Below are 20806 nucleotides of genomic sequence, written 5' to 3' on the forward strand. Positions count from 1 at the left end.
CCCCGACCTCGACTGCTGCCGGCTGCGGCGGCGCGGCCACCGCGTCATGAGCGGCGCCGCGGTCGTGCGCCGTCCGCCACACGCCGACGTCCTGACCGTCGCGTCCGTACCGGCCGGCCACGTCTACGTCCAGCACCTCTCGAACCCGGTGGCGCGCGACCGTGTGCGCAGGCTCCCCGATCCGCGGCCGTGCACGGCACCCAGCGACCAGTCGGTCTGGTGGCCACCGGCGATGCTCGACCCGGCGTGGGTGGCCGGGAACCACCGGTCCTTCGACGTGTTCCACATCCACTTCGGATTCGATGCTCAGCCGGTCGACGACCTCCGGGCGCTGGTCGCGATGCTGGACGCCACGGGAACCCCACTGGTCCAGACCGTCCACGATCTGCGCAACCCGCACCATGCGCGGCGCGCCGAGCACGACCGTCAGCTCGACGTACTGATCCCCGCCGCCGCCGAGCTGATCACGCTCACCCGCGGCGCCGCCGACGAGATCGCCCGCCGCTGGGGACGCGACGCGACCGTGCTGCCGCACCCGCACGTCGTGGACCTCGCGGCCGTCGACGCGCCGCGCGCGCCCCGTGACGGACGCGTCGTCGGCATCCATCTCAAGAGCCTGCGCACCAACACCGACCCCCTCCCCGTGGTGGAGACGGTGGCGGCGGCCGTCGCCGACCTCGACGGCGTGGCGCTGCGCGTCGACGTGCACCACGACGTCATGGACCCCGCCGGCGAGCGTCACGATCCCGAGGTCGCGAGCCGGTTGCGCCGCGCGGAGCGGCGCGGCCTGCTGCGGCTCGAGGTCCACGACTTCTTCCCCGACGCCGCGCTGTTCGCCTACCTGCGCGACGAGATCGACGTGTCCGTGCTCCCGTACCGGTTCGGCACCCACTCGGGGTGGTTGGAGGCCTGCCACGACCTGGGGACGACCGTGGTCGCCCCGGACTGCGGCTACTACCGCGAGCAGCGGCCGTGCCTGAGCTACGGCAACGACGAGACCGCCGGGCTCGACGCGGCGTCGCTGGCCGACGCCGTGGCGCAGGCATGCCGGAGCACGCCGCCCCAGCGGCCGGGGCAGGGCCGGCGCACGGCCGAGCGGGTTGCGCTCGCCCACGCCCACGACCGGATCTACTCCCGCGCGCTCGAGCGGGTGCGTGGATGACCGTGCTGCGGATCGCGCTGATCGCGTCGTCGAACCACCCGATCGCCGAGCCCTTCGCGGGCGGCCTGGAGGCGCACACAGCGCTGCTCGCCCGGGAGCTGACGACGCGCGGGCACGCGGTCACCGTGTTCGCCGCGCCGGGTTCGGACGCCGTGCCCGGGGCCCGGGTCGAGGAGATGCGGGCGTTGGCGTTCAGCGCCGCCGCGCGCGGCGACGTGTCGATGCCCGCCGAGCGGTTCATGGCCGAGCACCACGCCTACCTCGACCTCATGCTGCGGCTGGCCCGCGGTCGCGAGTTCGACGTCGTGCACAACAACAGCCTGCACCACCTGCCGGTCGCGATGGCGCGGACGCTCCCGGTCCCGCTCGTCACGACGCTGCACACCCCCCCGACGCCGTGGCTGGAGTCCGCCGTCGCCGCGGCGGGCGGACGTCACGGGGTCCTCACGGCCGTCAGCAGCCACACCGCGGGGGCGTGGCGGCACGTCGCCGAGGAGATCACGGTCATCCGCAACGGCGTCGACGTCGGGACACGCCCGCCCGGCCCGGGCGGCGGGCCGCTGGTGTGGGCCGGTCGGATCGTCCCCGAGAAGGGCACGCATCTCGCGGTGCGCGCCGCCCGCGCGGCGGGCCGGCCGCTGCTGATCGCGGGCCCGGTCAGCGACCGCGCCTACTTCGACTCGATGGTGGCGCCGCTTCTGGGCGGCGACGTCCGCCACGTCGGGCACCTGTCGCACCCCGAGCTGACCCGGCTCGTGGCGCACGCCGCGGCGATGCTGGTCACGCCCTGCTGGGAGGAGCCGTACGGGCTGGTCGTCGCGGAGGCGCTGGCGTGCGGAACACCGGTCGCCGGGTTCGCCGTCGGGGCGCTGCCCGAGATCGTCGACGACAGCTGCGGGCGGCTGGTGCCGGCCGGGGACACCGCGGCGCTGGCCGCCGTCGTCCCGGTCGTGGAGTCGTTGTCGCGCACGGCGGCCCGCCGCCGGGCCGAGCGTCACTGGAGCCACCGGCGCATGGTCGACGAGTACGTGGCGCTCTACACGCGGGCCGCGGCGTCGGGGGTGGCGGCGTGATCGGCTACTACGTCCACCACCAGGGCCGTGGGCACCTCACCCGCGCCCTGGGGATCCTCGCCGCCCACGGCGGCCCGGCCACCGTGCTCAGCAGCGTGCCCCGGCCCACCGACGGGTCGTCATCCGGTGTCGACTGGGTGGACCTGCGCCGCGACGACGAGACCCCGCGACCGCGGGACCCGACCGCGGGCGGTGTCCTGCACTGGGTGCCGCGACACGACCCCGGGTTGCGGGACCGGATGGCCGCGATCGCGTCGTGGATCGCCCGGACGGCCCCGCGGCTCGTCGTCGTCGACGTGTCGGTGGAGGTCGCGCTCCTGTGCCGGCTACTGGGGGTGCCGGTCCTGGTCGTCGCGATGCCCGGTGACCGGACCGACCGGGCCCACCGCAGCGCCTACGACGTCGCGGACGCGCTGCTGGCGTGCTGGCCCCGCGAGGTGCTCGATCCGCCGTGGCCGTCGGCGTGGACCGCGAAGACCCGGTTCGTCGGCGCCCTGTCCCGCTACGACGACCGGATCGGCACCCCGGCGGGTCCCGCCGCGGCCACGCCGGACGACGTGGGGCACCGGCCCGCGCGGACGCGGCGGCGCCGCGTCGTCGTCCTGCTCGGCGCCGGTGGCCGCGACGTCGGTGACGACGACCTCGCCGCGGCGGCCCGCGCCACACCGGACTGGACCTGGACCGTTCTCGGTGGCGGCGACGGCTGGGTCCCCGATCCGTGGCCGCTGCTGCGGGGCGCCGACGTCATCGTCACCCACGCAGGCCAGAACGCACTGGCCGAGGTGGCGGCCTCGCGCAGGCCCGCGATCGTCGTCCCCCAGCGCCGCCCCCACGGCGAGCAGTTCGCAGCGTCGTCGGCGATCGCGGCGGCCGGGCTGGCCACCGTCTGCCCGCGCTGGCCCGACCCGGCGGTGTGGGCGACGCTGCTCGCCGACGCCACCGCCGACGACGGCGACCGGTGGCGGCTGTGGTGTCCCGGCGGTGCGGCCGCCGGTGCCGCGGGCCTGATCCGGGAGCTGACCGGGGAGGTGTCGCCGTGCACGTCGGGCTGATCACCGTGGTGCACGGCAGGCACGCGCACCTGCGTCGGCAGCAGGCCGGGCTCGCCGCCGCCGAGGACCCACCGGCGACGCGGGTCGTCGTCGCCGTCGACGATCCCGAGGTCGCGACGATCGTGGCCGGTGCGGGCGGTCCCCGGGCCGCCCGCACCGTCGAGGTGTGCTCCGGCGGGGGCGGGCTGCCGATCGCGCACGCCCGCAACGTCGGCGCCGGCGCCGCGACCGCGGCCGGTGCGGACCTGCTGGTGTTCCTCGACGTCGACTGCATCCCCGGCCCGGCTCTGTTCCGTCGCTACCGCGAGGCCGCCGCCGGGGCGGGTGACCGGCTGCTGTGCGGGCCCGTCGCCTACCTGCCGCCACCGCCCGAGGGCGGCTACCGGGCCGACGCACTGGCCGCGAGCGCGGCACCGCACCCCGCCCGGCCCTCCCCCGCCGACGGCGAGGTCGTCGACGCCGCCGACCACGACCTGTTCTGGTCACTGTCGTTCGCGGTGACGACACCGGTGTGGACGCGCCTCGGCGGGTTCCACGAGGGCTACCGCGGGTACGGCGGCGAGGACACCGACTTCGGGTACACGGCCGCTGCGGCCGGGGTCGGGCTGCGCTGGGTGGGTGGTGCCCTCGCCTTCCACCAGCACCACCCGGTGAGCGACCCGCCCGTCGAGCACCTCGACGACATCCTGCGCAACGGCGCGCTGTTCCGCCGCCGGTGGGGCCGGTGGCCGATGACGGGTTGGTTGGAGGCGTTCGCGGCGGCGGGGCTCGTCCGCCACGACCCCGCCACCGACGACTGGGAAGCGGTCGCCGCCGCGCCGACCTGAGCCGCGCGGGTCACCGTCGGCGGACGCCGATCTCCGGCTGCTCGGCCTTGCCGAACTCCTCTCGCAGCGCGGGCAGCAGCCGGGTCCGGGCGAACTCGCAGAAGTCCGGCTGCATCTCCCCGCCCACCTCGACGAGCGCGACGTGGGTGAACCCGGCGTCGACGAAGGGCCGCACCGCCTCCACGACGCCGTCGACGTCGGGCCCGCACGGGATCGCGTCGGCGACGTCCGCGGGGCGCACGAACTGCGAGGCCGCCGCGAAACCCGCGGTCCCCGGCAGCTCCGCGTTGACCTTCCAGCCGCCCCCGAACCAGCGGAACAGCGCGTGGGCGCGGTCGGTCGCGGCGGCGGTGTCGGGGCCCCAGCTGACGGGCTGCTGGCCGATCTTGGGCAGCTGCGCGCCGGCCGCGGCGTCCCAGTCGCGGACGAGGTCGGCCTCTGGCTGCACGGCGACCATGGCGTCGGCGACGGGCGCGTACCGCTGCACCGACTGGGCCCCCGACACCGCGATCGCGAGCGGCACCCCCTCGTCGGGGCGGTCCCACAGCTTCGCGGAGTCGACCCGGAAGTGCCTGCCCTCCCGGGTCACGTACCCGCCGTCGAGGAGGTCGCGGATGATCGCGACGGCCTCGTCGAGCATCTCCTGGCGCACGTCGGCGGTGGGCCAGCCCCGGCCGACGACGTGCTCGTTGAGGTTCTCCCCCGCGCCGAGACCGAGGGTGAACCGGCCCCCGGACAGCAGGGCGACGGTCGCGGCCTTCTGCGCCACCACGGCCGGGTGGTAGCGCACGGTCGGGCACGTCACGTAGGTCATGAGCGGCACGTGCTCGGTCGCCGTCGCGACGGCCCCGAGGACGCTCCACGCGTACGGGGCGTGGCCCATCTCGTCGAGCCACGGGAAGTAGTGGTCGCTCATGACCTCGAAGTCGAAGCCGGCCTGCTCCGCGGCGACCGCGTCGGCGACGAGCTCGCGCGGGCCGCGCTGCTCGGTCATCAGGGTGTAGCCGAAGGACGTCATGGCCCCGGCTTACCCGGGCGTGGCGGCGCTACCCTCGCCCGTCACCGGCAGCCAGGCTGCCGCCGTCGAGGAGTTCCTGTGCGAGGTCGGCGACCTTGCGCCTGCGGTTGCGTGCCGCGCGCCGCAGCAGGTCGAACGCCGTCACCGCGTCGGTGTGCCGGGCCGCCATCAGGTACCCGACGGCCCGCTCGATGACGACGCGGTAGTCGAGCGCGTACTGCAGCTGGCGGGCGAGCTCGTCGGAGCGGTGGGCCGCGAGCAGGGTCCGCAGGATCGTCTCCAGCACCGCCGAGTAGCGGACGAGCGCGGACCTCTCCGACGCGTCCCACGTGTGCGGGTGGTCGCGGTACACGTCGAGGGAGCCGACCGTCACCCCGCCGAGCCGCACGGGCACGCCCAGCACGGAGTACACGTCGTGGTCGACGAGGATGCCGCGGCTGGCGGGCCACCGGCTCTCGTGGGCGAGGTCGTCGGTGGTGACCGGTGAGCCGTGGACGAAGGTGTCGATGCAGGGACCCTGACCGGTCTCGGTCTGGACCTCTTCGAGGACGCGGCCGGGCCCGTCGGTCGCGGCGGCGTAGCGCAGCGAGTCCTGCTCGTCGGCCACCATCAGCCCGGCCCCGGTGACACCGAACACGTCGACGCAGGCCTCGACGACGGCGTCGAGTGCGCCGGCGAGGTCTGCCTCGTCGGCCGGTTCGAGGCGTCGCAGCCCGGCGGTGAGCTGGTCGACGTCGATGTTCGCCATCGGTGGAGGTCTCCTGGAGGTGTCGCGGTGGCGGCCCGGCGGGCCCCTGACGGATCGGTATGCCCGGACCTGTCGTCCGACATGCACGGCGGGGCGGGGGCCCACCGGTCGGGCCGGCGGCGGGCGCACCGCGCCCGGTTCGCATAAACTTCCCGGTGACGGGCCCCCGTCGCCCTGCCCCCGTCGCCCTGTGTCCGCGGCAACCGGCATCGACCGTGTCGTTCGGTCGGCCGGCCCACGCGTACCCGAACGGCGACAGACATGTCCTCATCCCGGCGGCCGGCCTCGCCGCGCGACTCCACGACCTCACCGCCCTGCTCACCGCGCCCGGCCCGGTCGACCGTACCCGGTACGAGGCCGCGGTCATCGGTCTGCTGCGCGACCATGTCCCCGGTGTCGTCTCGGTGAGCGTGACCCGCGGCTCCGGGCGCTCCCCGGTCACCGCCGTCAGCACGGACCGGCTCGCCGACCGGGCCGACCGGTTGCAGTACGAGACCGCCGAGGGGCCGTGCCTGCACGCCATGACGGCCGGCGAGCCCGTCGTCCTCGACCTCGCCGCAGGCGTGGGCGAGCAGCGCTGGCCGCGGTTCCGGCACCGGCTGGCGGGCGAGCCCACGGTCGGCGGGGTGCTCAGCCTTCCGCTGTGCGAAGGGACCGCGGCGAGTCTGAACGTCTACCTGGGCGTTCCCGGGCCGGACCACGACGCGGTGGCCGCCGCCGCGGCGGCGGCCCGTCTCGCGCTGACCGCCGTCGCGACCCGGGCGCGCGCCGACCAGCTGACCGAGGCGCTGGCGTCGAGCCGGACGATCGGCGCGGCGATCGGTGTGCTGATGGCGCGCCGGTGCTGCACGCAGGACGTGGCGTTCCGGGAGCTGCGGGAGGCGAGCCAGAACGCCAACCGCAAGCTTCGCGACGTCGCGGACGACGTCGTCGCGACCGGCGAGCTGCCGGTCCCGGGCAGGTCCGCGGCCCGGTGAGCGCGGCCGTGTCCTGCCGCGGGGTCAGCCTGCGCTGCCCTTGGTGTTCCAGCCGCCGTCGACGGGGAGGATCTCACCGGTGCAGAAGCTCGCGTCGTCGGAGAGCAGGAACGCGGCGGCGGCGGCGATGTCCTGCGCGGTGCCCAGACGCGGGATCAGGTGGGCGGAGACGAAGTTCTCCCGCATGCTGTCGGTGATCCCGGCGAGGATCGGGGTGTCGATGGTGCCGGGGCAGATGCAGTTGACGCGGATCCCGCGCGGGCTGTACTCCATCGCGGCCTGCTGGGTGAGGCTGACGACGCCCCCCTTGGCCGCGGAGTAGGCGGCGAGGTTCTCCAGGCCCTTGAGGGCGGCCATCGACCCGATGTTGACGATCGCGCCGCCGCCGTTGTCGAGCATCCGGGGGATGACGGCCTGCATGCCGAGCCAGACGCCCTTGAGGTCGGTGTCGATCACCAGGTTCCAGCCGGTCTCGTCGAGGTCGACGACGGTGTCGGGGCCGACGGAGTTGACGACACCCGCGATGTTGCCCAGCACGTCGACCGCGCCGAACCCGCCGACGGCCTCGTCGACGAGCCGCTTCCAGTCGCCGGGCTTGCGGACGTCCATGACGACGTGGGTGGCGCGGCCGCCGTCGGCGACGATCTGCGCGGCGGTGGAGTCGTTCTCCTGGAGGTCGCCGATGACGACGGCGGCGCCCTCGGAGGCGAGCCGCAGCGCGACCCCGCGCCCGATCCCCTGTACTCCGCCGGTGACGACCGCGACCTTGCCTTCGAACCTGTTCACGTGCACTCCTGTCCCACGACGATGTGACGACCGGAGGCGACGGACTCGACGTCGTTGCCGAACCACGAGTCGTTTATCGCCCTTCGCCAGGGTGGCTTCCGTCGCCGGAGGTGTCAACTTTCGTGCCGATCCATGGCAGCGTGCGAGGACGCCTCGCCTCCGTAACCGACCGGTGGTTCAGCTACGCGCCCGGCGATTGACCATCGGCCGCACCCCTGCGAGCATCGGCCCTACCGACCGGTCGGTCGAAGATCGGCCGGGCCGGGCGGTCCACGCAGCACACGACCCAGGAGGACGACGTGACACTCGACGGCGAGATCGCGGTCGTGACCGGAGGCGCCAGCGGCATCGGGCTCGCGTGCGCCCAGCTGCTCGCCGAACGCGGCGCCCGCGTCGTGCTCACCGACATCGACGAGTCGGCGCTGCAGCAGGCCGTCGGCACCCTCAAGGGCGACGACCACGTCACGCTCACCCTCGACGTCACCGACGACGACGCCGTGCGCGCCTGCGCCGACCGCGTCGAGGACGAGGTCGGGCCCGTCACGATCGTCGTCACCGCCGCCGGCATCACCCACCTGCCGGTCCCCGCCGAGGAGCTCGCCACCGAGACCTGGGACGAGGTCATGCGCGTCGACGTCCGGGGCACCTGGTCGGCCGCCGTCGGGTTCGGCAGGGCCATGGTGACCCGCCGCCGGGGAACGGTCGTCACGATCTCGTCGATCACCGGCCTGCGCTCCACGCCGCTGCACTCCTACGGCATCGGCAAGGCCGCGGTCATCCGCATGACCGAGAACCTCGCGGGCGAGTGGGGACGCGCCGGTGTCCGCGTCAACGGCGTCGCCCCCGGCTACACCCTGACCCCGCTGGTCCGGCGGCTGCTGGAGGCGGGCGAGCGGGACGCGTCGTCGATCACGAACTCCACCGCGCTGGGACGCATGATCGAGCCCTCCGAGATCGCGAGCACCGTCGCGTTCCTCGCCGGGCCCGAGTCGTCGGCGATCACCGGCGTGACGATCCCCGTCGACGCGGGCTGGCTCATCTCCCCCTCCTGGCAGACCTACGGCGGGGTCCGTCCCCACGACGGCTGACCCGACCGGCCGGGCGGGCGGCGCCGCGGCCCGGGAGGGTGCCCGGCACCCCCGGCCGCAGCCCGGCACCGCAGGCCCGGGCCGGTCCGGCGCACACCTACCGGGCCGGGGCCGGCGACGGCTGCCCCGGCGACGCCGCCGGATGCGCCCGTTCCAGCGAGGCGCCCTCGACGTCGACGTTCGGCAGGATGCGGTCGAGCCACTTCGGCAGCCACCAGGCGGCCTCACCGGCCAGGTGCATCAGCGCGGGGATGACCAGCATGCGCACCACGAACGCGTCGAACAGCACACCGAAGGCCAGCCCGAAGCCCATCGGCCGGATCATCGCCAGGTGGGAGAACACGAACCCGCCGAAGACGGAGAACATGATGATGGCCGCGGCGGTGACGACGGCGCGGCCCGCGTGCAGCCCCTCGGTGACGGCGCGCCGCGCCGGTGAGCCGTGCACGAACGCCTCGCGCATCCCCGAGACCAGGAACAGCTGGTAGTCCATCGCCAGGCCGAACAGGATGCCGACCAGCAGTGTCGGCAGGAAGTTCAGCACCGGCCCCGGGTCGTGCACGCCGAACACCGCACCCAGCCAGCCCCACTGGTAGATCGCGACGACAGCGCCCATCGCCGCGAAGTAGGACAGGACGAACCCGAGGGTCGCGGTGACCGGCACCAGGATCGACCGGAACACCACGATCATGATCAGCAACGACAGGCCGACGACGACCGCGAGGTAGATCGGCAGGGCCGCGGCCAGCTTGGCCGAGATGTCGATGTTGCCCGACGCCGAGCCCGCGACGCCGAGCGGCGTGTTCGGGGCGGAGGGCGTCGTCATCGACCGCAGGTCGTCGACGAGCTGCTCGGTCGCCTCGCTCGTCGGCCCGTCGGTGGGCGCCACCTGGAACAGCGCGAACGAGCCGTTCGGCGCGACGGCGACGGGTGCGACGGCTGCGACGCCCGCGACGCCGCCGATCTCCTGGGCGACGGTCGCCTGCGCCGTGGTGCGGCCCTGCTCGTCCAGGCCCGGGGGCAGGTCGGCGACGACGACCAGCGGTCCGTTCGCCCCGGCCCCGAACTTGTCGGCGACCGTCGAGTAGGCCTGGTACTGGGTGGAGTCCTGCGGCTCGGACGAGCCGTCGGGCAGCCCGAGCCGCATCGACAGCGCCGGGACCGCGATGAGCACGAGCAGCGCGATCCCGCCGACGGCGCGCAGCACGGCCGATCCCGTCGACATCGGGGACCGGTGCGGGGCCTGCGGGGCCGGGGGCAGCGCGCGAGCCTTGCGCGACAGCAGCCGCGGCCCGATCAGCGACAGCAGGGCCGGGGTCAGTGTGACCGCGACGAGCACGGCGACGGCGACGCACGCCGCGCCGACCACACCCATCAACCCGAGGAACGGGATACCCGTGATCGTGAGCGCCACCAGCGCGATCACGACCGTGAAGCCCGCGAAGACGACGGCGTTGCCCGACGTGCCGGTGGCCAGCGCGATGGACTCGCGCAGCGCGACACCGGCCCGCAGCTGCCTGCGGTGGCGGTTCACGACGAACAGGGCGTAGTCGATCCCCACCGCGAGGCCCAGCATCAGGCCCAGGATGGGGGTCACCGAGGTCATCTCGACGAGGCCGGAGAACGCCATCGCCCCGGCCACGCCCACGCCGACGCCCACGAGCGCGGTGAGGATCGGCAGCCCCGCCGCGACGAGGGTGCCCAGCATGACCAGCAGCACGACCGCGGCGATCACGACGCCGACGACCTCGGCCGGCCCGGCGATACCGTCGATGTTCTGGGTGATCTCGGAGGAGAAGTCGACGTCGACACCGGGGATCGCGGCGTCGCGCATCCCGGCGACGACGGCGTCCTTGGTCGCGGTCGGGATGGCGGTCTGCGAGGCGCCGAACGCGACCGTCGCGACGGCCGCGGAGCCGTCCTGCGACACCGTGCGGATGCCCGCGGCGAGCGCCGCGAGCGACTCCCCCGCCGAGAGCTGCGCGGTCCCGGCCTCGAGGCCCGCGCGGGCCTGGTCGAGCTGCTGCTGTTGCGCGGCGAGGGCCTGCGCCGGGACGCCCGCGGCACGGGCCGCGTCGAGCTGCGCCTGCCCCTGCGTGAGCTGCGCCTGCGCCTGGTCGAGCTGTGCGCGCCCGCCCGCGAGCTGCTGCTCCTGCGCGGCCCTGCTCGCGGCGACGGCGAACGGGTCGACGACCTGGGTGACGCCCTCGACCCCGCCGACGCGCTGCAGCGCCGCCGAGACCGCGGCCTGCTGCGCAGGGGTGAACGGCTGCCCGTCGACGGTGTGCAGGACGACCAGCCCGGTACCGCCACCGGCGCCGGGCAGCTCGGCCTGCAGCCGCTCGGAGACCCGTTCGGTCGGTGTGCCGGGGATCGAGGTCGCGCCCGTCAGGTTGACCCCGGTGAACAGGACCGCGACGACGGCCGCGACGAGGAGGGTGGCCCAGGCCGCGACGACCCGCCACGGACGGCGGGCGGCGAGGTGGCCGAGGCGGTACAGCAGTTCTGCCATGACGAGGAGACGCTCCCGGGAAGAGTGGCGGTCAGTGGCCGAAGCCGGTACGGAGTGCGCGGGTCAGACGCTCGAGCAGGCGCTCCCACTCACGGCGCGACGCGGCGTCGTCGCCCGCTCCGGTGCGCTCCCACCAGTGCCCGTGCAGCACGTGGACGCCGGAGAGCAGGGAGCCGACCACGAGCTCCACGTCGAGGGGGTCGACGCCCGGGTAGCGGTCGGCGACGGCGCCGAGCATGTGCCGGCGGCACCGCCCGAACGCGGCGTCGACGATCACCTCGACCCGTGGGTCCTGCTGGTCGGGGGCACCGAGGACGTGGGTCAGGTAGGCCATGGGGCCGACGAGGTCCGTGGCGTGCAGTGCGCGGACGACGTCGTCGACCACCGCGGCCAGGCCCGGCTCCCCGGGCGGTGCGGCGGCCGCGGCCTCGACGAACCCGTCGACCAGGACGTCGAGCATCTCGGTGCAGGCCGCCAGGACGATCTCGTCGAGCGTCGCGAAGTGGTTGAAGACGGTCCGCCGCGACACCCCGGCCCGTTCGGCGACGGCCTCGACGGTCAGGCCCGGACGGCCGCGCTCGGCGGTCAGGGCGAGCGCGGCGTCGAGGAGCGCACGATGCGTGCGAGCCTTCTGCGCATCCCGCACCGTCGACGCCGTCACCTGATCGAGGTTAGGAATTTCGCTGCACTCAGTGCAATGAGTCGCGCGCCACGTACCGGGTCCGCCCTGCCGCGCGCCAGCGGCGGCGCTGCCGTAGCGGATCTCGTCCAGGTCGGTCGCGCAGGTGGCCGCGGCGTCCGGCATCCGGCGCACCGGCACGGGCCGGGAGTCAGCAGTGCAGGTACTGGGCGTTCGGCGGAGGCGGTCGGACCTGGCAGGCGTCGGGCCGGACGTCCTGCACCAGGACCGCCCAGCCCAGGCACGCCAGCAGCACCACGAGGCCGAAGACGAGGACCGCGCCGGTGGTGCGGCGCTCGCGGTGACTTCTCATACCATCGAGAACTTCTCGCTGTGGACGGCGCGCGGGTCGATCCCGGCCGCCTCGGCGGCGGCGCAGCCGGCGTCGGTCATACCGGGTGGCCCACACACGAAGGCGTGCAACCCCGCGACGTCGGCAGGCAGGTTCCGGCGCAGGTGGTCGGCGTCGATCCGGCCGCGCTCGCCGCCCCAGCCGTCCGAGGGCCTGCTCAGGACCGGGACGATCGTCACGCCCGGGTCGGCGGCCAGCTCGGCGAGGACGTCGCCGGCGACGAGGGACTGCTCGTCGCGGACGGCGTAGAACAGCCAGGCGGGCCGCTGGTCGCCGCGGTCGCGGCGCGTCAGCAGGATCGAGAGCATGGGGGTGATGCCGACGCCTCCGGCGATCAGCACCCACCCGGTCGCGTCGACGCGGTCCGGGCTGAAGTGTCCCCACGGGCCGTCGACGTAGACCTCCGCGCCGGGCGCCGCCTCACCGATGCCGGCGGTGAACGGGCCGATGCCGCGGATCACGAAGCGGACGCGCTCGGGGTGCTCGGCGCTGGAGGCGTAGGAGAACGGGTGGTAGGTCAGGGCGAACGGTGAGCGGCCGACCATGATCCAGGCGAACTGGCCGGGTGCGAACGCCCGGACGGCGGCCGGCGTGGCCGGTTCGAGCTCCAGGCCGTGGCTGCCGCCGGCCTCCTTCGTCACCGCGACGACGCGGAACCTGCGCCGGTACCGCCCGATCGGTTTCACGACGCGGACGTAGACCCCGACCCAGACGAACGCGGCCGTGTAGGCGATCCACAGCGCCTGCTCCCAGCGCTGGTCGACGTAGTAGCCGATCATGATCACGTGCGCCAGCCCCGCTCCGGCGACGACGAGCGCGAGGCCCGCGTGCAGGGCCTGCCAGGCCGGGTAGCTCAGGCGCAACGTGCTGCGCCACACCGACGTCGCGACGAGGACGAGCAGCGCGACGACCGACAGGACCGCGAGCTTGGCCCGCACCGGGGCGCTGACGACGTCGAGGAGCCCGAGGAAGCGGCTGTCCCACACGAACAGGACGGTCGGATGCCCGAGCGCCAGTACGACGATCAGCACCGTGACCTGGCGGTGGAACTGCAGCAGCACGTCGGCGCCGAACGGGGTCGTGGCGCGCGGCCAGCGGGCGGCCAGCAGGAACTGCAGGCCGAGCAGCGACAGCGCCATGAACCCGGCGGCGACGGACAGGTTGACCCAGAAGCCGCGGCCCGGGTCGAGGTCGATCAGGCACAGCGGCAGCGGCGCGAGCGCGAGCACCAGGTACCCGAGCTGCCAGGCCACGACGCGGGCCTGCCTGCTCTGCCACGGCGCCCGGGCGGGCGCGGCGGCCGCCGCCACACGTTCGGTCACGGCAGCGGCCGAACGCGCGGGCACGGACGGGTGATCGTCACGCGTGCAGTCCACCAGCGGACGACCGGCCCCGACAGCGGCATCACACGATCGAGTGGGGATGAGCACGCACCCGACCGCTCCCGGCCCGGGTCGTGGAGGTCGCACGATGCCCGCTCGGCAGCCGCTCCCCCGGCCTGGACAGCACGGCGTCGACACCAGCAGAGTCGTGGGTCCGAGTGCTCCCCGACGGCGAAGGGCCGATCCGTGTCCGTCACACCTGCCGCGACCGACATCCCCGTCGACGACATCGACCTGTTCTCCGACGAGGCACGGATCGACCCGTACCCGATCTACCGGCGCCTGCGTGACGCCGGACCGGTCGTGCACCTGAGTCGTCAGGGCACGTTCGCGCTGTCGCGCTACGACGACGTCCGTACCGCGCTGATGGACTGGGAGACGTTCTCCTCCGCCCGGAGCGTGTTCGTCGACCCGGAGATCAACAAGCAGCTGGAGGGCATCACGCTGTGCAGCGACCCACCCGAGCACTCGACGCTGCGCGGGGTGCTGGGCCGGCCGCTGCGCCAGGACCGGATGCGTGAGATCGCCGACCGGATGGACGCCGCGGCCGAGCAGGTGGTGACCGAGCTCGTCGGCCGCGGCCACTTCGACGCCGCCACGGAGCTGGCCGAGCACCTGCCGATGACGCTGGTGTCGGAGCTGGTCGGGCTCGGCGAGACCCACCGCGGCCGGATGCTGGAGTGGGCCGCCGCGATCTGGGACGTGCAGGGCCCGGTGAACGACCGGTTCACCGCGGCGATGCCGCTGGTCGAGGAGTTCCTGGCGTTCGCGGCGACGGAGGCCGTGCCGGGGAAGATCACCCCGGGCGGCTGGGCCGACCAGCTCTACCAGGCGTCGGACCGCGGCGAGCTGCCGCGGGAGAAGTGCCCGGTGATGATGCTCGACTACGTGACGCCGAGCCTGGACACGACGATCCTGGCGATCACCAACACGATCGCGCTGTTCGCCGCGCACCCCGACCAGTGGGACCTGCTGCGCGCGGACCGGTCGTGGGTGCCGCACGCGATCAACGAGTCGCTGCGGATCGAGTCGCCGGTCGCCCAGTTCACCCGGGTGCTCACCCACGACCACGAGGTCGACGGCGTCGCACTGCCGGCGGGCACCCGGGTGGCGCTGCTCTACGGGTCGGCCAACCGTGACGAGCGCAAGTACCCGGACCCGGAGCGGTTCGACATCACCCGGCGCCCGTCCGACCAGCTGGCGTTCGGGCGCGGCGAGCACGTGTGCATCGGGATGCACCTGGCGCGCATGGAGATGGGCGCGCTGCTCAACCACCTGGCCGACCGCGTCGCCCGGTTCGAGGTCACGGCGTCGCGACCGCTGCTCAACAACGGGCTGCGCGGCCTGGAGCACCTCGCGGTGCGCGTGCACACCGGCTGACGCCCGCCACGGCCCTCCCCGGGCGGGCGCCCGCCCGGGAGGGCCGTGGCGCTGCGGCCGGGCTCAGAAACTGTCGGCGGTGTCGATGACGCGGTAGCTCGTCGTCCGGGGCGGGCCCGAGGGGCCCACCTCGGCGATGACCTTGCGGATGTCGTCCTGCGCGGCGAAGAACGCGTCGAACTGCTCGCGGGTCTCCCACTCGTCGACTGCCATGACGTCGCCGTTCTCGTTCTCGACGAACATGTGGTGGAGCGCGCCCCTGCTCCTCCCGTCCGCGGTGATGGCCGCCATCGTCTCCGCGTGCCGCTGGTAGGCAGCGGTGAACGCGTCGACGCGGGCACCGGGGAACTCCACGATCACGATCACACTCATCACTGACCTCCGTTCTCGTCGGGCTCGGGCGAGCGGACAGCGGGTCACAGGGTGGCCCTCCGGGCGGGGTCCGGGGAGGGCCGATGGTCCCGGTCCGGGGCGCCGGGCGCCGGGGTGCCGCCCGACCTCTCCTCACGCCCGGCCGGCCCGCTGTGGCGCGGCGCGCAGGGCCGCGGTCCGGTAGGCGTCCATGACGCTGATCGCGTAGACGAACAGCCCGCCGGCGAGGCGCCCGATCATGGAGTGGTCGGGCGTCGTCAGGTGGTAGGTGACCACTCCCAGCAGCAGGATGTAGAAGACGAACATCAGGCCGCGGACGGGGCACCGGTTCAGGACGTGGCCCGCCCCGGGCAGCACGATCGCGGCCGCGAGGACGAGCAGGGGCGGGCGGGGTGTCATCGGACGTGCTCCCGGGTCAGGGCCTCGGCGACGCTGTCGAGGCCGGTCAGCAGGGCCGCGAGCGCGAGCGGCGTGAGGGTGGGCATCCCGAAGTCGACGCGCCGGCCGGCCCGGTAGCGGCCCTGGTCGGCCTCGGCCAGCCGGTACACGACGCGCACCCCGGCCGGCCCCGCCTCGATCTCCTTGACGCGGTCGTCGCGCACGCGCTCGCCCAGCGCCGCGAGGACGCGCCGGGGCACGTCGACCGCGCGCGAGGTCGCGATGCGCGCGGGCACCGGGAAACCGTCCGGGGTGGGCACCCGGTGGGCGAGGGAGGCGTTGCGGGAGAACACCTCCGTCCCTCCCGGCCGGGTCAGCACGCCGACCGTCCCGTCGACCGCGACCGGCCGGGAGACGGTGACGACGAGCCAGAGCAGCGGCAGCTTGCGCAGCGTGAGGCTGTCGACGACGACGTCGGCCCGCACCGGGTGCCCGCCGTGGGACCCGGTGAGGACGGGGTAGCGGCCGGGTCCGGTGTGGACCCGGGCGTCGGAGAGCATCCACACGACCGCGTCGAACAGGCCGTCGCGCGCCGCCCGCTCGGCCCGCGACCGGCGGATCTCCCGGTACGCCACCGCCAGCACCACCAGCGCCGCCGCCGCCAGGGTGAGGGCCTGCTCAGTAGCCACGGGGCCGGGGCAGGTCGGCCGTGAACTGGGCGCCGCGTTTGACGTATCTGTACCGGCGTTTCACGAACCAGATCGACGCCAGCAGGTAGAACGCCAGCAGCGAGAGCAGCGCGGTGCCGTAGCCGAGGAACGTCGCGAAGAAGACGATGCCCGACAACAACAGCAGCGCGATCGCGGGCGCCGGGTGCAGCGGCAGCACGTAGCCGCGGGTGATCGTGCCCATCGGCCACAGCGTGCGGAACCGGATGAAGTTCGGTCCCATGAAGCTGTAGGTCAGCAGGCCCGACAGGATCGAGAACGTGATCACGGTGGCGAGCAGCGTCGGCTGGTTCAGCAGCACCGGCAGCAGGGCGAACGCGATCGCGATCGGCACCAGGAACACGACGGAGCGGAACGGTGTGCGGTAGCGCGGATGGACCGCGCTGAACCACGCCGGCAGGTAACGGTCGCGGCTCATCGAGAACCAGGCGCGCGAGGCGTCGTTGATGCAGCCGTTGGCCGAGGCGATCGTCGCGAAGAGGGTGCCGAGCAGCAGCAGGAGCACCAGCACACCGCTGCCGCTGACGCGGGCGGCGTCGAACAGCGGCGTGATCGACACCCCGAGGTAGTGCCACGGCAGCAGGCCCGCGCAGACGTACCAGGTCAGCCCGGCCGCGATGATCAGCGTCATGATCCCGGCCATGCTGCCGATCGGGACCGACCGCGATGCCGACCGGCACTCCTCCGCAGCCTGGGCGGTGCCCTCGATGCCGAGGTAGAACCACATCCCGAACTGGAACGCGGCGATGACGCCGATCCAGCCGTAGGGCAGGCCGTTGTCAAGGCTGCCGATCAGCCCGTCGAGGTGCAGGGAGACGGCGGGGTTCCACCCGGAGACGCCGAAGAACAGCACGATGATCGTGATGAACGCGAAGCCGGTAATGACGAAGTTGAGCGAGAGCGCCGCGAAGACGCCGCGGTAGTTGAGCCAGGCCAGCGCCATGATCGCGAGCGTCGCGAACGCGTAGGGCGACAGCTCCTCCGAGCTGCCGGTCAGCGACGACAGCTGGCTGAGCAGGTAGCTGAGCACGTTGGCGTTGGCGGCCTCGAGCATCGTGTAGGCCAGCGTCAGGTAGAGCCCGACGTTGAAGGCCATCAGCGGGCCGACGGTGTGCTTGGCCTGCGCGTACTGGCCGCCCGCCGCCGGGATCGCCGAGGTGATCTCGGAGTTGATCATCACGATGCACGTGTAGAGCAAGCCGACGAACCAGGCGGCGACCAGCGCCCCGTACATGCCGCCCTTCTCCACCGAGAAGTTCCAGCCCATGAACTCGCCGACGAGGACGATTCCCACGCCGAGCGCCCAGATGTGCATGGGCGACAACACCTTGCGCAGCGCCGGGGCGTGGTGCCCGGGCGCCTGCGCCGCGGTGGTGGCGGCGCCGGACTCACCCGCGGCGGTCATCGGCCGTCCTCCTTCGCCGACGGCGACGACGGGGTGGGGACGGCGGCCTGCGGGTCGAGGTCGTCGAACATCTCCGCGGCGTTGATCAGGTCCTCCTCGTCGTGGGTCCGCGCGACGCGGACGACGTCGTAGACCAGCCAGGCGGCGATGACCGCGCTGAGGACCCAGGCGAGGAGGTTGAGGATGCTCGCGGTGGTCATGGCGTCCGCTCCCGTTCGCTGGGCCCGAACCGTTCCTCGATGACCTCGCGGTACTCGCGGAACGAGGTGCGGTAGACGAAGGCCAGGTAGATCGCCAGCAGCGCCGCGGTGCCCAGCAGCGCCCAGACGTTGATGGCGTACTTGTCCCGGCGGTCGGCGTGCGAGTCGATCGCGGCGTTCACGGTGGCCAGGTCGGTGGCGCCGGAGTCGATGAGCGCCTGGTACTGCCGGCGCTCGGCCGGGTTGACCGGCATCTCCGCGACCGGTCGCTCGGCGGCCGCGGCGTCGGCACCGGTGGCGGTGTCCTGCACCAGGAACGTCGTCACGAACAGGGTGGCGAACAGCAGGACGAGGATGGTCGCGGCGTCGACGAGCTGTCCGCGCCGGCTCTGCTCGGGTGGCTGGTACTCGGCCATGGAGTCAGTCCTTGGTCCCGCGCGCGGCGCGGAGCTGGTCGAGGTGGACGACGTCGGGCCGGTAGATCAGCTCGCGGTTGGCCGCATAGCGCGTGAGCAGCGCGAGCAGCGACGCCGTGTTGAACACCCCGAGCAGCAGGGTGGCCACGGCGAGGACCACGGTGATAGCGGGAGTGGGGGCGACCGCGGTGGCGGCGAAGAACACGAAGACCAGGACCACCCACATGAGGACCGTGAAGGTGATCGCAAGAATTCGGTCCCGCCGCGCCAACGCGGCCATACGTGAATCGAGAGATGCAGGCACGGCGACTCCGGGTGGCTGGGGGTGGGCGTTCGTACACGAATTCGAACATCGCTCGTCGAATCCGTCGGGAACGGGCGTGGCCGTCCCGCGGTCCACCCCGCGCCGGCCGACGCGATCGATGACTACTGGTGAGAGAAGTGCCGAGACCCGCTAGAACGGGTCCACCGAATGGCGACAACGCGGTTCACGACTCATGCACATCTCCCCTCGACGATGAAGGAATGGCGCGACCGATCATTTCCCGGACAGCTCCGGGCCGACCCTTTCAAGCACCCGCGGAATGACATCGACGGCGCTCGGCGTGCCTCGACAGTAGAGACCGCTTCCCGCGCTGCCAACCCTGTGCCACAAATCCGGCCGAGAATTGTCGACGCATCTTTTCCCACCCCACGAAACATGTCTGTAATGTGCCGCGCGCCGTTCCGGGACGTACGCTCGCTGCGCTCGTGCCGGGATTCGACGGCAGGAAGGCAGGTGCGGATGCACGGTGTCGCTCGTCCCGAGCTGCCCGCGCGGTCGTCGGTGACCGGGCTGGACCGACGGCGCCTCGGCCCGCTGCCCGTGCTCGCGCAGTCGGTCGCGGCAGTGGCCCCGAGCGGCGCCGCGGCGATCATCCCGGCGATCGTCCTGGGCGCGACCGGACCGGGCGCGCTGCTCGCGTTCGTGTGCACCACGGTCGTCTGCATGCTCGTCAGCTGGTGCATCCAGCAGTTCGCCTGCCGGATGCGCGCACCCGGCGGCCTCTACAGCTACAGCGCGCGGGCGCTGCACCCCGGCGGCGCACTCGTGACCGGCTGGTCGGCACTGCTGGGCTACGCGGTCGTGGCAATGGCGGGACTGCTCGCCGTCGGGCTCTACCTGGCCGACCTGGCTCAGCGTCTGGGCGCGCCGCCGTCGGTCGGCCCCCCGCTGGCCGTGGGGGTCGTCCTGGTGGCGGGCGTCGCGGTGGGCGTCGTCCTCGTCGCCGGCATCCGGCTGTCGGCGCGGGTCACCCTGCTGGTCGAGTCGGTGTCGATCCTGTTGGTGCTGGTCGTGCTGATCGTGCTGTTCGTCGTCGTCCTGCCCACTGCCGACCTGTCGGCGGTGCTCGCGTGGAAGCCCGACATCCGCCCCCTCGCGGTGGGCATCGTCATCGCGATCAGCGCGTTCATCGGGTTCGAGAGTGCGACGACGCTCAGCGTCGAGGCGGCCAAGCCGCTGGAGTCGGTGCCGCGGGCAGTCCGCTGGACCGTGCCCGCCGCCGGCGTGCTCTACCTGTTCTCCAGCCTCGTGCAGTCGGTCGCGATGCCGACTCCGACCATCAGCCACGAGGTCACCCCGGTGTCCGACCTGGTCGCGGCGCACCAGCCGATGGTCATGTCGATCGTGCTCGACCTGGCCATCGCCGCGTCGTGGTTCAGCTGCGCGCTCGCGTCGCTGAACGCGCTGGTCAGGGTGCTGTTCTGCATGGGTCGCGAGGGGGTCGCGCCACGCGGGCTGGGCTACACCCACCCCCGCTACCGGACGCCGTCGCGCGCCCTGGCCGTCGTGCTGCCCCCCGTCGTCGTGACGCCCTGCATCCTGATCCTGGCCGGGGCGCAGCAGCATGCGCTGGCCGACCTGCTGACCCTGTCCGCGCTCGGCTACCTCGGCACCTACGTCGTCGTCTGCGTGGCGACGCCACTGTTCCTGCGCCGCATCGGGGAGGCGACGCGGGCGAGCTGGGTCGTCTCGGTCACCGCGGCCCTGCTGCTCACGGTGATCATCGCGCTCGCGATCGTGCAGACGTTCAGCGAGCAGCCGGTGTTGGTGTCGGTGTTCCTGGCCGTGCTGTTCGGCAGCGGATGTCTGGCGCTGGTGCTGCGCCGACGCGCGCCGGCGCGGCTGGCGGCCGTCGGCGTCTACGACGAGACGATCGCCTCCGACGTCTCCCGGGGCGCGCAACGAGGGATCTTCCGGTGACCTCGGGGCCACGGCGTGGCAGGCCA

The 20806-nt window shown here is 73.5% G+C and carries 22 protein-coding genes; 8 read left to right on the forward strand and 14 right to left on the reverse strand.

The window, feature by feature from the left end; genetic code table 11:
* Positions 1-46 precede the first annotated feature (46 nt).
* From AB7F12_RS24915 to AB7F12_RS24930, 4 genes are read left to right on the forward strand one after another with little or no spacing between them, the layout of a single operon-like run.
* Positions 47-1162, forward strand: a complete 1116-nt coding sequence (locus AB7F12_RS24915; protein ID WP_428501946.1) for a glycosyltransferase family 1 protein — start codon at positions 47-49, stop codon at positions 1160-1162.
* Positions 1159-2235, forward strand: coding sequence for a glycosyltransferase (locus AB7F12_RS24920; protein ID WP_428501947.1), 1077 nt, complete (start codon positions 1159-1161; stop codon positions 2233-2235). Before AB7F12_RS24915 ends, AB7F12_RS24920 begins: the two co-directional genes overlap by 4 nt.
* Positions 2232-3287 carry a glycosyltransferase gene (locus tag AB7F12_RS24925; protein ID WP_428501948.1) on the forward strand — a complete coding sequence of 352 codons (1056 nt, stop codon included), beginning with the start codon at positions 2232-2234 and terminating at the stop codon, positions 3285-3287. Before AB7F12_RS24920 ends, AB7F12_RS24925 begins: the two co-directional genes overlap by 4 nt.
* Positions 3272-4114 (forward strand): glycosyltransferase family 2 protein, encoded by an 843-nt coding sequence (locus tag AB7F12_RS24930; protein WP_428501949.1) that lies wholly within the window; start codon positions 3272-3274, stop codon positions 4112-4114. Before AB7F12_RS24925 ends, AB7F12_RS24930 begins: the two co-directional genes overlap by 16 nt.
* Before the next feature lie 10 nt (positions 4115-4124).
* Here AB7F12_RS24930 and AB7F12_RS24935 read toward each other — a convergent pair whose 3' ends face one another.
* Both AB7F12_RS24935 and AB7F12_RS24940 read right to left on the reverse strand, forming a co-directional pair.
* Positions 4125-5132 (reverse strand): TIGR03557 family F420-dependent LLM class oxidoreductase, encoded by a 1008-nt coding sequence (locus tag AB7F12_RS24935; protein WP_428501950.1) that lies wholly within the window; start codon positions 5130-5132, stop codon positions 4125-4127.
* Positions 5133-5160: 28 nt separating this feature from the next.
* Positions 5161-5880 carry a GAF and ANTAR domain-containing protein gene (locus AB7F12_RS24940; RefSeq protein WP_428501951.1) on the reverse strand — a complete coding sequence of 240 codons (720 nt, stop codon included), beginning with the start codon at positions 5878-5880 and terminating at the stop codon, positions 5161-5163.
* Between the two features lie 215 nt (positions 5881-6095).
* On the opposite strand from AB7F12_RS24940, the gene AB7F12_RS24945 reads away from it, so the two are divergent.
* A complete protein-coding gene (locus AB7F12_RS24945) occupies positions 6096-6857 on the forward strand; it encodes an ANTAR domain-containing protein (RefSeq protein WP_428501952.1) in 762 nt (253 codons plus the stop codon).
* 24 nt (positions 6858-6881) lie between these two features.
* On the opposite strand, the gene AB7F12_RS24950 is transcribed toward AB7F12_RS24945, so the two are convergent.
* Positions 6882-7643, reverse strand: coding sequence for an SDR family NAD(P)-dependent oxidoreductase (locus AB7F12_RS24950; RefSeq protein WP_428501953.1), 762 nt, complete (start codon positions 7641-7643; stop codon positions 6882-6884).
* Between the two features lie 299 nt (positions 7644-7942).
* Here AB7F12_RS24950 and AB7F12_RS24955 point away from each other — a divergent pair, with 299 nt between their 5' ends.
* A complete protein-coding gene (locus tag AB7F12_RS24955) occupies positions 7943-8731 on the forward strand; it encodes an SDR family NAD(P)-dependent oxidoreductase (RefSeq protein WP_428501954.1) in 789 nt (262 codons plus the stop codon).
* Positions 8732-8828: 97 nt separating this feature from the next.
* Here AB7F12_RS24955 and AB7F12_RS24960 read toward each other — a convergent pair whose 3' ends face one another.
* The 4 genes from AB7F12_RS24960 to AB7F12_RS24975 form a co-directional block, all read right to left on the reverse strand.
* Positions 8829-11243 carry an MMPL family transporter gene (locus AB7F12_RS24960; RefSeq protein ID WP_428516940.1) on the reverse strand — a complete coding sequence of 805 codons (2415 nt, stop codon included), beginning with the start codon at positions 11241-11243 and terminating at the stop codon, positions 8829-8831.
* A 31-nt stretch (positions 11244-11274) separates the two neighbouring features.
* Positions 11275-11904, reverse strand: coding sequence for a TetR/AcrR family transcriptional regulator (locus tag AB7F12_RS24965; protein ID WP_428499394.1), 630 nt, complete (start codon positions 11902-11904; stop codon positions 11275-11277).
* A gap of 169 nt (positions 11905-12073) precedes the next feature.
* A complete protein-coding gene (locus tag AB7F12_RS24970; RefSeq protein WP_428499393.1) occupies positions 12074-12235 on the reverse strand; it encodes a hypothetical protein in 162 nt (53 codons plus the stop codon).
* On the reverse strand, positions 12232-13596 hold the full coding sequence (locus tag AB7F12_RS24975) for a ferredoxin reductase family protein (RefSeq protein WP_428499392.1): 1365 nt from the start codon (positions 13594-13596) through the stop codon (positions 12232-12234). The genes AB7F12_RS24970 and AB7F12_RS24975 overlap by 4 nt, the downstream gene beginning before the upstream one ends.
* 246 nt (positions 13597-13842) lie before the next feature.
* On the opposite strand from AB7F12_RS24975, the gene AB7F12_RS24980 reads away from it, so the two are divergent.
* Positions 13843-15036: a cytochrome P450 gene (locus AB7F12_RS24980; RefSeq protein WP_428499391.1), complete on the forward strand. Its 1194-nt coding sequence runs from the start codon at positions 13843-13845 to the stop codon at positions 15034-15036.
* Positions 15037-15099: 63 nt separating this feature from the next.
* Here the strand turns inward: AB7F12_RS24980 and AB7F12_RS24985 are convergent, their stop codons facing one another.
* From AB7F12_RS24985 to AB7F12_RS25015, 7 genes are all read right to left on the reverse strand, one after another.
* Positions 15100-15408 (reverse strand): hypothetical protein, encoded by a 309-nt coding sequence (locus AB7F12_RS24985; protein ID WP_428499390.1) that lies wholly within the window; start codon positions 15406-15408, stop codon positions 15100-15102.
* A 132-nt stretch (positions 15409-15540) separates the two neighbouring features.
* Positions 15541-15807, reverse strand: coding sequence for a hypothetical protein (locus tag AB7F12_RS24990; RefSeq protein WP_428499389.1), 267 nt, complete (start codon positions 15805-15807; stop codon positions 15541-15543).
* Entirely contained in the window at positions 15804-16475 is a 672-nt protein-coding gene (locus AB7F12_RS24995) for a hypothetical protein (RefSeq protein ID WP_428499388.1), read from the reverse strand. The genes AB7F12_RS24990 and AB7F12_RS24995 overlap by 4 nt, the downstream gene beginning before the upstream one ends.
* Positions 16465-17919, reverse strand: coding sequence for an APC family permease (locus AB7F12_RS25000; RefSeq protein ID WP_428499387.1), 1455 nt, complete (start codon positions 17917-17919; stop codon positions 16465-16467). The genes AB7F12_RS24995 and AB7F12_RS25000 overlap by 11 nt, the downstream gene beginning before the upstream one ends.
* Positions 17916-18119: a hypothetical protein gene (locus AB7F12_RS25005; protein WP_428499386.1), complete on the reverse strand. Its 204-nt coding sequence runs from the start codon at positions 18117-18119 to the stop codon at positions 17916-17918. Before AB7F12_RS25005 ends, AB7F12_RS25000 begins: the two co-directional genes overlap by 4 nt.
* Positions 18116-18535, reverse strand: coding sequence for a hypothetical protein (locus AB7F12_RS25010; RefSeq protein ID WP_428499385.1), 420 nt, complete (start codon positions 18533-18535; stop codon positions 18116-18118). Before AB7F12_RS25010 ends, AB7F12_RS25005 begins: the two co-directional genes overlap by 4 nt.
* A gap of 4 nt (positions 18536-18539) precedes the next feature.
* On the reverse strand, positions 18540-18815 hold the full coding sequence (locus AB7F12_RS25015) for a hypothetical protein (RefSeq protein ID WP_428499384.1): 276 nt from the start codon (positions 18813-18815) through the stop codon (positions 18540-18542).
* A 504-nt stretch (positions 18816-19319) separates the two neighbouring features.
* Here AB7F12_RS25015 and AB7F12_RS25020 point away from each other — a divergent pair.
* The gene (locus tag AB7F12_RS25020; protein ID WP_428499383.1) at positions 19320-20780 is read left to right on the forward strand and encodes an APC family permease; all 1461 of its coding nucleotides are present in this window, start codon (positions 19320-19322) and stop codon (positions 20778-20780) included.
* The last annotated feature ends 26 nt before the right edge of the window (positions 20781-20806 follow it).

This window comes from Pseudonocardia sp. (genome assembly GCF_050250275.1).
Lineage (GTDB): Bacteria > Actinomycetota > Actinomycetes > Mycobacteriales > Pseudonocardiaceae > Pseudonocardia.